Here is a 14586-nt window from a genome sequence, read left to right on the forward strand (position 1 = left end):
GTTCTCAACTTGGTCTTTTGGCACAGTAATCGACCACTTGCCATCTAATGCAGTCGTCTCATGCTTGTTACCACCAACCATCACAATGATCTTGTCACCATCCTGAACATCGCCACCCACTGTACCGTGGATCACTTGATCAACCTTGGACTCCGCATTGTTCAGCTTGCCATCACCACCGAAGAAGTCAGCATCAATCTTGATCTCCGCTGTCGGTAGGGTCGTATGTACCGTGTAATCCGCTGCATCATCTGCACTGTACGGGTTACCGTGGTCATCCTCACCGCTCACCTTCGCTGTGATTTCACCTGCTTTCAGGTTCTCAACTTGGTCTTTTGGCACAGTAATCGACCACTTGCCATCTAATGCAGTCGTCTCATGCTTGTTACCACCAACCATCACAATGATCTTGTCACCATCCTGAACATCGCCACCCACTGTACCGTGGATCACTTGATCAACCTTGGACTCCGCATTGTTCAGCTTGCCATCACCACCGAAGAAGTCAGCATCAATCTTGATCTCCGCTGTCGGTAGGGTCGTATGTACCGTGTAATCCGCTGCATCATCTGCACTGTACGGGTTACCGTGGTCATCCTCACCGCTCACCTTCGCTGTGATTTCACCTGCTTTCAGGTTCTCAACTTGGTCTTTTGGCACAGTAATCGACCACTTGCCATCTAATGCAGTCGTCTCATGCTTGTTACCACCAACCATCACAATGATCTTGTCACCATCCTGAACATCGCCACCCACTGTACCGTGGATCACTTGATCAACCTTGGACTCCGCATTGTTCAGCTTGCCATCACCACCGAAGAAGTCAGCATCAATCTTGATCTCCGCTGTCGGTAGGGTCGTATGTACGTCATAGCCACGATCAGTCGTCACAGTCGTGCTGTTACCCGCATCGTCTGTGGTCGTAACTTTGGCTTCCACTTTGTCGTTGTTCGCCAACTCGGAACCAGGAACGTCTACGTTCCATGTCCTACCGTCAGGGTTAACGGTGGTTTCGTATTCTTTTCCGCCAACAGTAACGGTCACTTTATCGCCAGGCTTGACGTCTTTACCTACGGTACCTGTGATCGTGATATCACCTTCGGACTCTGCCTTATTGATCACGTCATCGCCAGCGATGACGTCAATGGCAATCTCTGCCTCTGGGGGCAACGTGTCTACCGTAATGGTGTCTTCATCCCCTAAACCAGGAACACCCGTAGTACCTGTGTAGCTACCATCTGGAACGTGAACAACAATGTCGCCTTCGTAGTTATCAGGCACGATCAGATCAGCCACCCATTTGGTGGGGTCTGTGGGATCAGGGCGCAGATTTTCAATACGACCACCGCCAGACACATTGACGTCCGAAGCGTCAAAGCCCACGGGCAATTCGCTAAATTTGAAGGTCACCGTACCATCATCATTGATGGTGATTTTCAATATAGGCGTTGTAGACTCTACAGCCTCTTCACCACGACCATAACCACCCATGCGTGGCAATTCGCCTGATGCATGCAATGGTTTGGGATACGCCAACGCCAATGGTGAAGTCGCTTCTACAATGCTTACCAAACGCGTAAAACTGCTACCACCGGCACCATCGCCGCCCCCGCTATTTACTGCAGCAGTTGGATCCAACTGTTCAAAAGGGTCCTCACCTGCTTGCAATGCTGCCAACACACGTGCTGACTCAGGGTCCAGTTGTGCAGGGACAGTCTGGCCACTAGGGTCCACATCTGCATTTGCCAACTCATCACTCACCTGCAACTGGCGATTTTCACCTAATGTGATGGGCTGCATACCATCGCCTTGAAGTTGAACGGATGCACCACTGTCTGTTACTACTTCTGCATTCGCGGGGACACGCATACCTGCGCGCAGCGCCAACAACGAACCATCTGCTTGACGTACCCAAGCATTACCAGAAACATTGCCTACTAAAACTGTGTCGATAGCCATTTGCTATGCTCCGAGAGAATTGCGTTGTAAGGTTTTATACACAGACAACGCAATGAAAGAATTCTATACAAATTGCTATAAATTCTAGGAAGCACAGTGCCTTTTGGGTATTGTCGTCGACGACAGGTTAGAGCCTGTTTTTTACTTTCTTAACATTTTTTATACACAGGCAGCTACCTAAGTTATACATCTTAGGGGTAGAGATAGTGTATTACTGACGGAATACTCTCCCATGCCTTACACCCACACCCAGAGCCCTCAATTCATTTATGGCCTATATTCTTGTTAGCTCCTGCTTATTGGGTAACCCCGTACGCTATGATGCCTCTCACAAACGCTCGCATCATGACACGCTTCAACGCTGGGTTGCTGCGGGTAAAGTCATCGCTGTTTGTCCCGAATTAGCAGGTGGACTACCTGTCCCGCGCCCAGCTGCAGAAATTGCACAGGCGGCCGGGGGCAAGGCCGTTTGGCTACGCACTGCGCATGTCATAGATAATCACGGGGAGGATGTAACACCCGCCTTTATTTCTGGTGCCGAAGCAGCCCTACGCCTAGCCCAGAAATTTCACATTCGTATTGCTATTCTTAAAGAGGGTAGCCCTTCGTGCGGCTCTTCCCACATTTACGATGGCTCGTTTCGTGGCAACAAAATTGCTGGTCAAGGCGTTACCACCACACTACTGCGCGAAGCAGGTATGCAGGTATTCAGTGAGGACAAAATCGATGAGGCTGCTGCTCTACTCCTACAGCTAGAGCAACCATGATGCTTGCCTACAGCCCCCATACGCCTGCATTTCTTCCTGTTTCGCCCCCATAAAAAAACACCCCAAATTTCAGATATATTCCAAAATTTGGGGTGTCATACTACCTTATCCACTCACACTACTTACACTAGCGAATACCGTGTACTTTCAGACTCAACATTAAACGATCTGTTACATGAAGCTTCTCAAAAACAGCGGATAAGTGTGCACGAACTGTGCGCTCGCTAATACCTAGATCATCAGCAATCAACTGATTGGAGTGACCCAATGCAGCACGCTGTGCCACATCAATTTCTCGTGCCGTCAAACCAATATGCCAAACAGGGTTAGTGTTTTCTGGCAATTGATGACTAATAGTGCTCAGCAGTCGGCTTAACAAACTTTGGCCTACCCACACTTCACCGGCTTGTACGTGTTCCAACACGCGTTCCAACGTAGGGATAGGTGCATACGCATGAATGTAGCCACGCGCACCAGCGGCCAACACCTGTTGACCTTCCACATCATTAGGCGACGTGCTCGCCACCACACACTGCATACCCGCACTTACATCGGCCCACTGACTGTCTTGCCACAGTTTCAAGGCATGATCGATCACCACTAACTGACGGCCTGACTGTTTCCAACGCTGCAAATCTTCAAGGTTATGACCTCTAGCCAGCATCCAGTGAGATGCAGGTAAAGCACGCCAATGCTGCCAAAGATAATCATCGTTGCTGAGCATTAAAACAGAAACTACTTGCTGCATGCGGCAATTCCCTCGTTCAAAGATCGTGACGGTTCTTGATAACCGCCGCTAATGCCTGTTTTATATAGAACAGGCTCTTGGCACTGCCTTAGCGTTCAGTAAACGCGTTGGCTCGTGCTCGCAAAATAGGCTTCAACAGATACTGCATCACCGTACGCTTACCCGTCAGGATGTGCACTTCGGCTACCATCCCCGGCAAGATGGGGCGTTGATCTTCGCCCACATAAGCCTGATCGGTACGTACTTTGGCAATATAGAAAGCGTTGCCTTTTTCATCGACTATGGTGTCAGCACTGGTTTGCTCTAGCTCACCAGACAATCCGCCATACACGGCAAAGTCATACGCCGTAAATTTCACTTCTGCTTTCTGACCGGCATGTAAGAAACCAATATCTTTAGGATTAATGCGTACCTCTAACAGCAACGTATCGTCGGACGGCACAATCTCAATAATGTCTTTACCTGGCTGCACCACACCACCTACGGTATTGGCATACAAGCTTTTGATCGTGCCGCGTACCGGAGAACGCACTTCAGCCAAACGCACACGGTCTACCAACGCCAACTGACCTTGCTCCAACGACGACAACTTGGCACGTGTGTCGGCCAACTCTGTACGCGCTTGGTTGCGGAATGTGATTTCCACTTCGCTCAACCGACTTTGTGCTTCTTCAATAGAAGCTTCGATCCTGTGAATCTGTGCTGCTGCCGCTTTTTGCTCACCACAGTAACGTGCCACATCACGCTGCAAGCGCAGCAAGTCTACTTCGGACACTGCACCGCTTTGCAACAAAGGACGTGTCATCTGCAACTCACGCGATGTCAGTCCACAGCTAGATGCTGCTTGATCACGGTTCGCTTGTGTCTCTCGCAGTTCTTCACGACGTTGACGCAATTGATCGTTAGCCACTTGCAAATTAGTGCGTAGCTCTTCCGTGCGCGACATCCAGACATTGCGCTCGGTTTCGGCGATGTTCGGGGCTTTCGCTAGTACCTCTTCAGGCATCTTCAATGGCTCGCCAGTCGCAATCGCTTCTAAACGCGCCGCCTTCGCCATCAATGCCAAACTTTCTGCTTGATTTTCACCCAGTGAAGACGAGTACCGTGTAGGGTCTATGCGCAGCATGACCTCGCCCTCTTCTACCATCTGACCAGGGCGTACCAGAATTTCTTCCACCACGCCGCCATCCAGACTTTGGATCACCTGCACCTGACGAGATGGCACCACTTTGCCCTCGCCACGTACCACTTCATCAATCCACGCAAACGATGCCCACGTAACCAGCACAACGATAACGAACAAGGATACCCAGACCAACAAACGTGATCCTTTTACATCCTGATGCTCCAACGCCCACTTGGCGTTATCCGCCATGTTGCGTGATGGTGGCGTCAGTTGGTCTTGGCCTAGTTTCTTAAACCACTTACGCATCTTATGCAGCCCTCCGGGCACCACCAATACGACCTTCTTTCAACGCAGTCACGACTTGATCTTTTGGACCATCTGCCACAATGCGTCCGTTATCCATCACGATCAAGCGATCTACTAAATCTAGTAACGCTGTACGGTGAGTAACCAGAATCACCGTTTTATCCACACAAATATCTTTTAAACGCGAGCGCAACGCCATCTCGCTTTGGTTATCCATGTGGCTGCTGGGCTCATCCAATAGCAATACCGATGGACGATTCAATACGGCACGCGCCACCGCGATAGACTGACGTTGACCGCCAGACAAGGACTCACCACGCTCACTGATGATCATGTCGTAACCGTCAGGGTGTCTGGATGCAAATTGATCCACACCCGAAATACGGGCCGCCGCCAACATTTCCTCATCGGACGCGTATGGCGCCCCCATCGTGAGGTTATGTTTCAAGGTGCCGTAAAACAGCACTGGATCTTGCGACACAAAGCCCATAGAACGGCGCAAATCAGCAGGATCAATCTGGCGAATATCAATGCCATCCACCAGCACAGTACCTTCTGTAGGCTGGTACAAACCCAAGATCAGTTTAGACAGCGTGGTCTTACCCGAACCTATACGACCAATAATGCCTACCTTCTCGCCTGGCTTAATAGACAAGCTGATCTGGCTTAGCACTTTCTGATCGGTGCTAGGGTAAACAAAGCTCACATCCCTGAACTCTACCGCTCCATCCAATTGTGGACGTGGCACAAAGTTACGTTCTATAGGATGCTCCACAGGCATTTTCATGTAGCCATCGATGGAGTCTAACGACGTACGCGCATTCTGGTATTGCATCATCAACCCAGCCACTTGCCCCAACGGAGCCAAACAACGGCCAGCAATCATGGAGGACGCAATAATCCCCCCCATAGACAGCGCGGCATCTTGTACCAAGTACGCACCGATTACCACCACACTGATGGTGACCATCTGCTGCATAGTCTGTACAAAACCCACCGTGCTTGAGGAGGTCAATTTAATCTTGCCGCCAATAGAGGCCAAGAACTCTGTGGAACGCTCCCAGTTACGCTGTGCATGACTTTGTGCATTCAACACTTTCAGTGTTTCCAGACCAGACAGCGACTCTACCAAGCCAGCATTACGTTGTGCAGCGGCTTGGAAGGTTTGCTTGGTCAGCGTTTCCATGTGGCGCTGCGCAAAGTACGACACCGCCAACACGATGATGATTGCCACAATCGGCGGGATCAACATGTACGGTGAGATCCACGCCAACACGGCCAGAAACAACAACACGAATGGTAAATCTACCAACGTGGTCAAACTGGCTGATGCGATGAAGTCACGCACCGACTCAAAAGAGCGCAAGTTCGCCGCAAACGACCCTACAGAGCCTGGACGCGCTTCCATACGCAAATCCAGCACACGCTCCATAATCAATGCCGACAACCGCACATCCACACGTTTACTTGCTGCATCCACCACGTACGCCCGTACGGTGGTAAGAATGAAGTTAAACAACAGCACTAAGCCAATACCCAGCGTCAGCACCCACAGGGTTTCAGTCGCGTTGTTTGGCACTACCCGGTCATACACGTTCATGGTGTAGAGCGGGATCATCAGTGCAAAAATATTAATCAGTAACGCCGCGCCAATCGCATCGCGATATAAGCGCCAGTTTTCGGTAATGGTGGCCCAGAACCAATGTTTATTTTTTAATTCAGCAATGCCTTCTTTGGCGCGTGCTTCTACTCGGTACAACGGCCGCACTACCGCCGCCAAACCAGAGTAATCCTCTAACAATGCCTCTAGCGACATTTTTACAGGCGCTGGAGACTCGGGATAATGCACAACGGCATCATCACCATCTAGAGACAACAACACGCATGCTCTATTTTGTTTAAGCAACAAAATCACTGGCAATAAGGCGGTTGGAAAATTCTGCAATGGACGACGCACCACTCGTACAGAGCTGTTTGCTCTGGCCGCTGCACGAGGCAGCAAATGAGGAGTAAGACGATGGTCTGCCAATGGCAATCCAGCACTTAAATGCTGTGCTGAACAAGGGTGCCCATGCAATCTGGTAATTTCAACCAGACATGCCAGAAGAGGGTCATCGTGAGTAGTATGCGGCGCAGGCATACCCTCAACGTTCTGGCTCAGATGCGGATCAGAGGAGTCCATCGTCGTCGTCATTAATCAAATCAAGCGAAGTATTACGCAGGCGCTGACGCGTCTGTTTGCGGGCATGCAGTTTTTTGAGCGCTTCGGGAGGCAAGTCAGTCATACGAATCGTGCCATTACTAATCAGCACGTCGATCAAATCCTCCAGCACACGGATAAAGTCGGCATCTGATGCCGACAGTTCTTGTTTATATGAACGATCATTTTTCATGTGTGCTCTACCGCCCTATGCCAAGTTGGTCGTTGCACGACACCTATGTGTCATGCAACTTCAACTTATTACTACATATTACATCACGCTTAGTTTGCACCCACTTGACGTAGAACAGGTGGCTGCATGTTGTTGCGGTACTCCACCATTACGGGTTGCAGGTTAGCTGTGTCAGGCACAGGTTCCATACATACTTGCAATGCTTCTTGTGGGAAGATCAGGTCTTCAGCTTCCTCAGGCAACTCTTGGTTGTGAGGCTGTTGTAAACCCAGTGCTGGCAACAACTGGTGAGAGAAGGTCAACCAACGCAGCTCGGCCAATTTCAGGTCGTATTCAGCGTTACGCAGTGCGCGACGTGCATCGAACAATTCGTTCTCGGTATCCAGCAAGTCCAGCAAAGAACGCTGACCGATTTGGAACTGCTGCATGTACGCTACACGTACTTTAGATGTGGCCAATTCGTGGTCACGCAGGAAAGGAATCTGTTCACGCAGACGAACGATGTTGTTCCATGCGATAGACAATTCTTGCTGCACGTTGCGGCATGTGTAATCACGTACATCACGTGCTGCGTACGATTGCGCTTTGGTCTGACGTACACGTGCGGAGTCAGCACCACCACGGTACAAGTTGTAGGAAGCTACCAACTGCACGTTGGAGGCTTGTGATGTATGGTGACGGCCTGTCAACTCGTTAGGACGCTCGTTACGATCACGACCTGTAGACGCACGGAATTCCAATGTAGGCGAGAAGTTGCCACGTGCAACGTCTACACCTTTATCTGCCGCTTGCAACAACGCTTGTTTGGACAGAATGGATGGGTTAGCCAACAACGAGTTATCAAAATTCTCTGGGTTGCTTGGCAGCTTTTCATCAAATGTAGGTGCATCTACCAATACAGTAGGCGCAGGCTGACCAACGATACGACGGTAGCGTTGCAACACATCGTTCAAGTTACCGGATTCTGTCATCAGGTTACTTTGTGCCAACGCTTGGCGACCCATGGCTTGCTCCAAGTCCACGCCACGGCCAACGCCAGATTCGCTACGCTCACGTACTTGACCCAAGGTGTTCAAGTGCATTTGGTAGTTTTCACGTGCCAGCAATTCCATTTCACGGTAACGCTGAACGTCAATGTGCGCGGCTGCCGCTTCCATCGCTACGCTATCAATGGTAGAAACCAAATCGTAGTATGTGGACACTTTTTCCAAGCCCAACTGACGTACGGTATTCAGTGTGGAATTGCCATCAAAAATCAACTGACGCAGTTGCAGCGTGTAACCCTTGCGAGTCCAGTCGTGCGATTTGCTCAGTGAAGTACTACCGCGCCACTCTTTACCGATCCAGCCTTCTGCATTCACTTCCGGCAACAACCCGCCTTGGGCCACATTTTGGCCTTCTAAGCTAGATTGAAAGTCTTGGAATCGAGCACCCAATTCTGGGTTAGACGTAACAGCCTTCTCTACACTTTCTTGCAGAGATAATGCTGTTTGCGCAAAACTTGCGCCAGAAAATACCATAGCGACAGCCATGGCCATAATGGTTAGATTTTTTACTTGCATCTTCGCAGCTCCTGCATGTTTTTAGGTTTTTTTCATGAACAGTGAGTGCTGTTCATTGATGTGTACTACACATTGCATCTACGCAATAAACCAAACAGAGGCGGGCTACCGGAACGAACCCCATCGGTAGTCAGACTCTGTTTAGAGGGGGTTAGCTATTCCGTGTAAAGCTGGTGCTTGGTTGACGCAACACAGACCGTGCTGTCAACAGAAGCGTCCAAAACAAATTAGCGAATGTACGTAACGCCATTGCATGAGAGAGTTGGCAAGGCGGAGCTACAGGCTTCTGACCTGTATTCTTGGAGCATGACCTTGCGTCTTACAGTTTGTAAGTAAATTGAACTGCCAGAAACGAATTTACAAACTATTTTGCATTGTATCGATTGCCAGCAACAGTTTAGGAATAATAAATGTTAATAATCTTCAACATTTCACTAATATTTTTAACAATTTGTTCTAAATCAAAAGGTTAGGGTATATACCTAATCTGCAACATATTGCGACATAATACAACAGTGCTTAATAAACTCTTTTGTCTACGCACATTAGTTATATAGATATAGAGGGATAACTAAATAAGTTTTACGTCGTTCTGCGTGCCGCATGTCCTACCTAGAATCAATAGCATCACGGCCGCATTTTTGACACTGAAACTTATGAGCACTTTCCTTTTCCCCCTCTTCACTAACCTTGCTGGGCGCGCTGTCGTTGTTGTGGGTGGCGGCGAAGTGGCTTGGCGAAAAGTACAACTGCTCGCAAAAAGTCAGGCCGCTATTACCGTGGTGGCTCCAGAGCTAAATGCCTCGCTACAGCAATGGACAGAACAGGGCAAAATCCACTGGCATGCGCGTCCTTATGCACCCCGCGATTTAGATAACGTCTGGCTCGTCATTGCCGCCTCAGACGACGCTACGCTAAATGCTGTAGTGTCACAGGATGCCGAACAACGTCACATTTTTGCCAACGTTGTGGACGATGCCGAGCTCTCATCATGCCAAGTCCCCGCTATTGTGGATCGCGCCCCTATCACGGTCGCTATTTCCTCTGCCGGCGCAGCCCCCATGGTGGCCCGACGCATACGTGCGCGCATAGAAAGCAGCTTGGACCACTCATTAGGCGCATTAACCCAGTTGCTGCAACGTTATAGACAAGCCATAAAACAGGCATTCCCCCAGTTAAAAGCACGCCGTAACTTTTACGATTGGATTATGGATGGCCCAGTGGCCAATGCCATACAGGCTCAACAAGCCACGTTGGCTGCCACACTACTAGAAAGCGCCTTAGTGTCGCCGCCTACTACCACGATGGGCGAGGTCTTATTAGTAGGGGCTGGATCAGGTGATCCAGGCCTACTCACACAGCATGCTTTGCGTGCGCTTAACCAAGCTGATGTGATCCTTTATGATCGCTTAGTAGACCCTGCTATTTTGGAGCTTGCACGACGGGATGCCCTGCAAATATCTGTAGGCAAGCAAGTAGGCGAGGACCACCATGCTACTCAGCACCGTATTCACCAACTGATGGTAGAGCATGCTCAGCAAGGCCACACAGTAGTACGCTTAAAAGGGGGGGATGCCTTTATCTTTGGACGTGGCGGAGAGGAACTAGAAGTTCTGCGTGCTCACCAGATTCCCTATAAGGTCATTCCAGGCATTACAGCCGCGTTAGCCTGCGCTGCCTACAGCGGCATACCGCTCACTCACAGAGACTACGCACAATCCGTACAACTGATCACGGCCCATCGTAAAGACGACTCGCCCATAGAGAACTGGAATGCGCTCAGCGATCCCACACAAACGGTGGTGGTCTACATGGGTTTACAACAGATTTTGCACTTCATCACACGTTTGCAAGAGGCTGGCCGTACAGCTGATACGCCCTGCGCACTCATTGAAAATGGCTCACGCCCTGAACAGCGTACGTTACTAAGCCGTATTGATTCGTTAGCACACTACGCCAAGCAGCATCACTTCGCGTCGCCCTCACTATTAATCATAGGTTCAGTATGTTCCTTGGCTCCTACCCTGCATTGGTACGGTGAGCAAATCAACATGCTAGAAGACACCACAGACACAGCACCGCTCAATTCAGCACTCGCGTTACTTAGCTAAACTACAACGACATAGCGTAAAAAGTCACATGTTTCACGACAGACAAAAGACCTTTTGCTACTCTGCTTGTTTAGTTAATAGAAAGTGACCCTTTTGTCATGGAATACTCTACGCAGTTCTATGTGATATTTGTTGTGGCAGTTGCCGTAGCAGGTGTGGTGGCTGGGCTAATTGCTGGGCTCTTAGGGGTAGGTGGCGGGCTGGTATTAGTCCCCGTGCTGTTCTACCTATTTCATCAGATGGGCGTGGATCCCTCTGTCGCCTTACACGTCGCTATTGGTACCTCGCTCGCGACTATTATTGCTACCGCTATCTCCTCGTCTAGAGCACACTATAAAAAGGGTGGCGTAGACACTGAGTTACTAAAGCATTGGGCACCTTGGTTAATTATTGGTGCACTGATCGCCATGAGCCTTTTTAGCTCAATCAAATCAGCAGAGTTGGGCATTATTTTCTCGGTCATGACCTTCTCCATCGCCATGTATATGCTCTTTGGCTCATCTCGTAAAAATCCGGATGACTCCGTAGGCAATTTGCCTAACGGGCCTATACGTTGGATTACTGGTCTTCTCGTCGCTGGGCTATCCACCATCATGGGCATTGGCGGCGGCAGTCTGACCGTGCCACTACTCAGCTACTTTAAATACCCCATGCGCAAGGCGGTCGGCACATCGGCAGCCGTAGGCCTACTGATATCATTGCCAGGCGCTTTTGGTGCTGTTTTAGCGGGGTTAGGCCAAACGCATCTACCTCCTTTTAGCGTAGGTTATGTCAATATTGTCGCCTTTGTCATTTTGATTCCCATCACCGCATTTGTAGCCCCCTATGGCGCCAGACTCGCACACAGTGTGAACCCTCGCTACCTACGTTATGCTTTCGCTGCCTTCCTACTCTTCAACGCGTGCAACATGCTATACACAGCTGTCGCATCCTAATCACAAAAAAGAGACCAACTAATTAATTGGTCTCTTTTTTTATTAACGTTTACACCAACAATCCTCATACGATCAAAGAAACCATCCCTGATGGAGACCAATTAGATAAATAATTACCATTTGGTCTCTTATTAAGGTGTATTGGTCATGGAGTTTTCAGTAGAAACTATGCTCTACTTTGCTCTGGCAATTACCGGTGCGGGTGTAGCTGCCGGTTTGATTGCCGGTTTATTAGGTGTAGGTGGAGGCATCGTCTTAGTGCCTGTGCTGTTTTATCTTTTTACGCTGATGGGGTTAGACGATAATGTGCGTATGCATATGGCCGTAGGCACATCACTCTCTACTGTAGTGGCCACCGCGCTGTCCTCATCCCGAGCGCATTATGCAAAAGGTGCAATTGATGTGGCCTTACTACGAAGTTGGGGACCAGCCCTACTCGTAGGAGCCATCATAGGCATGATGTTATTCAGCATACTTAAATCTTCTTACCTGACATTGATCTTTGCGGTCATGACTTTGCTCGTAGCCCTGTACATGTTGTTTGGCCCCAACCGTCAAGACAGCGACACGGGTCAATTACCCACTGGTTTCTTACGTTCACTCTATGGCGTATTAGTTGGCAGCTTATCATCCATCATGGGCATTGGCGGCGGCACTCTCAGTGTGCCCCTGTTGACACTTTATCGCTACCCTATGCGCCGTGCTGTAGGTACGGCGGCAGCCATTGGTTTGATTATTGCAATACCAGGAACTATTGGTGCATTTATTGCAGGAATAGGATCTCCCGGACGGCCACCTTTCAGTGTAGGCTATGTCAACGTTTTGGCTTTTTTACTCTTAATACCCATTACTGGTTTTATGGCCCCTATTGGAGCCCGTATTGCACACAGCATTAACCCGCGCTACCTTCGCATAGCGTTTGCACTGTTCCTCATCTTTAATGCTAGCAATATGCTTTACACTGCATTTCGCCATTAGTCGCTTACATCCATGACACCTACTTCCCCTACGCTTACGGGTCGTTCCGCACATGTTCTACAGTCTTTACGCCAAATGCTGGAAAGCGCAAGCTACCAGCCAGGCAGTAAGCTACCGCCTGAGCGCGAGTTAGCCACGACATTAACAGCCAGCCGCCGAGTATTACGTCAGGCTTTGGACATTTTGGAGCAAGAGGGGCGTCTGGAGCGTGTGCCAGGTAGAGGTACAGTAGTGCTAGCACCACGCATACCGTTGCACTCACTAGAAAGTCTGACGCAACACACCAGCCCCATAGAGCTGATGGATGCACGCTTTGTACTAGAGCCTGCGATCGCTGCTGCAGCTGCTGTACATGCCAGCTCACACGACTTAGATGCGCTATCACACTGCTTTGAACAAACTAAGCAAGTACGCTCACACGCAGAGTGGGAGCAATGGGACAGTGCACTACATAAAGCTTTAGGTTTGGCTACGCATAACAAGCTGTTAGTGCATTTCTACGATGTATTAACACAGGCACGAGCGCAAACTGAATGGGGTCGCTTACGTCGTCATGTACTAACCCCTGAAGTGCGCGCACGTTATACAGAACAACATTCGCGCATTTTAAATGCCGTACGTGAACGATCCCCCGAAGAAGCAGCACAAGCCATGCGTGAGCATTTAAGCCTTGTTCGCCGTACCCTACAAGAACAGTTAGAGGCTACAGCTCCTATTATTCGCTCAGGGGAAGATTAGGTAGACCTCACCTACGCTAGAGTGCTCTCTAGCAGCAAATCTAAAAACGCCTGATGAATCTCACCATCAGACGTTTTTATTTTGTGGTCTATGTGTCTGATATGAGCATACTCTGGGGAGTGGAGTCATATCTGTAGTCAAGACTCTGCATATACACGTATCTCTCAACAAGATAACCTAAGCATCTGCAGCTCAGTACCTGGTGTCTGCTAGCTGCATCCAAAGAAAATGAATAGATGAATTTACAGATAGGTTGCCTACGATTGCCAAGCCGCTACGCACGCAGCCGTCTAAGCTAAAGGCTATCAATACCGATTCCTACTCAATAGAATACATACAACCAAAGGCCCTGCCCTAGCTGCTAGCCCGCAAAGCACAAGTTAGGCAGTAAAAACCTCAGCAGAGATTGCTATCAGCCTAATGGCCGGAGTTATTGTCATTAAGAACAGTTTATTCTTACTCAATAACATGCAGGTAGCTCTGCTAAAGAGACGCTAACTCAGTAGGCAGCATAGAAATAGTTAGCCCCGCTAAGGAAGCAGCTCTTACATAACTAAAGCGTCTGGGTTCACTAACGCGCAACTTCCATAAACAAGAAGATAATCCAACACTACCTGCCCATATAATCCACTCAAGATTAAGAAGTTCTCGTTCAGCAACCTAGAGAGCCATACACCTGCCGTTATTATCGTTCTTGGCGTTGGCTGCAGATAGTCCTGCTTTAGCGACTATGTTTGTCTGCCTAAGCTTGTATGCGTGTACCGCAACAGCCGCAGGCCCGTAGAGTCCTAGATCAGCCCTTAATTGGTTCTTTGCAGAGGAGTTATGCGTTTTGTCCAGACGTAAAAAAGCCCCGCATCGGTTGGATGCGGGGCTTTTGGTGTAAGAGCCTGACGATGACCTACTTTCACACACGTCCGTGCACTATCATCGGCGCGAAGGCGTTTCACGGTCCTGTTCGGA

At 49.4% G+C, this 14586-nt stretch carries 11 protein-coding genes; 5 read left to right on the forward strand and 6 right to left on the reverse strand.

Annotation, left to right across the window (positions count from 1 at the left end):
- Positions 1 to 1959: retention module-containing protein (locus ACLPHM_RS17105; RefSeq protein ID WP_430222419.1), on the reverse strand; the 1959-nt coding region annotated here is incomplete at its 3' end.
- 269 nt (positions 1960 to 2228) lie between these two features.
- Here ACLPHM_RS17105 and ACLPHM_RS17110 point away from each other — a divergent pair.
- Positions 2229 to 2726, forward strand: coding sequence for a 2-thiouracil desulfurase family protein (locus tag ACLPHM_RS17110; protein ID WP_430222420.1), 498 nt, complete (start codon positions 2229 to 2231; stop codon positions 2724 to 2726).
- 127 nt (positions 2727 to 2853) lie between these two features.
- On the opposite strand, the gene ACLPHM_RS17115 is transcribed toward ACLPHM_RS17110, so the two are convergent.
- From ACLPHM_RS17115 to ACLPHM_RS17135, 5 genes are all read right to left on the reverse strand, one after another.
- Positions 2854 to 3474, reverse strand: coding sequence for a helix-turn-helix transcriptional regulator (locus ACLPHM_RS17115; RefSeq protein WP_430222421.1), 621 nt, complete (start codon positions 3472 to 3474; stop codon positions 2854 to 2856).
- A gap of 88 nt (positions 3475 to 3562) precedes the next feature.
- On the reverse strand, positions 3563 to 4849 hold the full coding sequence (locus tag ACLPHM_RS17120; RefSeq protein WP_430222428.1) for an HlyD family type I secretion periplasmic adaptor subunit: 1287 nt from the start codon (positions 4847 to 4849) through the stop codon (positions 3563 to 3565).
- Between the two features lie 58 nt (positions 4850 to 4907).
- The gene (locus ACLPHM_RS17125) at positions 4908 to 7046 is read right to left on the reverse strand and encodes a type I secretion system permease/ATPase (protein ID WP_430222429.1); all 2139 of its coding nucleotides are present in this window, start codon (positions 7044 to 7046) and stop codon (positions 4908 to 4910) included.
- Between the two features lie 28 nt (positions 7047 to 7074).
- Positions 7075 to 7299, reverse strand: coding sequence for a hypothetical protein (locus ACLPHM_RS17130; RefSeq protein ID WP_430222422.1), 225 nt, complete (start codon positions 7297 to 7299; stop codon positions 7075 to 7077).
- Positions 7300 to 7388: 89 nt separating this feature from the next.
- Positions 7389 to 8861 carry a TolC family outer membrane protein gene (locus ACLPHM_RS17135; RefSeq protein ID WP_430222423.1) on the reverse strand — a complete coding sequence of 491 codons (1473 nt, stop codon included), beginning with the start codon at positions 8859 to 8861 and terminating at the stop codon, positions 7389 to 7391.
- Between the two features lie 656 nt (positions 8862 to 9517).
- Between ACLPHM_RS17135 and cysG the strand changes: the two genes are divergently transcribed.
- The 4 genes from cysG to ACLPHM_RS17155 all read left to right on the forward strand — a co-directional run bounded on the left by cysG (position 9518) and on the right by ACLPHM_RS17155 (position 13623).
- A complete protein-coding gene (cysG, locus tag ACLPHM_RS17140) occupies positions 9518 to 10972 on the forward strand; it encodes a siroheme synthase CysG (protein ID WP_430222424.1) in 1455 nt (484 codons plus the stop codon).
- 98 nt (positions 10973 to 11070) lie between these two features.
- Positions 11071 to 11907: a sulfite exporter TauE/SafE family protein gene (locus ACLPHM_RS17145; protein ID WP_430222425.1), complete on the forward strand. Its 837-nt coding sequence runs from the start codon at positions 11071 to 11073 to the stop codon at positions 11905 to 11907.
- 147 nt (positions 11908 to 12054) lie between these two features.
- A complete protein-coding gene (locus tag ACLPHM_RS17150) occupies positions 12055 to 12885 on the forward strand; it encodes a sulfite exporter TauE/SafE family protein (protein WP_430222426.1) in 831 nt (276 codons plus the stop codon).
- Between the two features lie 12 nt (positions 12886 to 12897).
- The gene (locus tag ACLPHM_RS17155) at positions 12898 to 13623 is read left to right on the forward strand and encodes a FadR/GntR family transcriptional regulator (RefSeq protein ID WP_430222427.1); all 726 of its coding nucleotides are present in this window, start codon (positions 12898 to 12900) and stop codon (positions 13621 to 13623) included.
- The last annotated feature ends 963 nt before the right edge of the window (positions 13624 to 14586 follow it).

The sequence above is a fragment of the Paenalcaligenes sp. Me131 genome (assembly GCF_050487225.1).
Taxonomy (GTDB): Bacteria; Pseudomonadota; Gammaproteobacteria; order Burkholderiales; family Burkholderiaceae_B; genus Paenalcaligenes.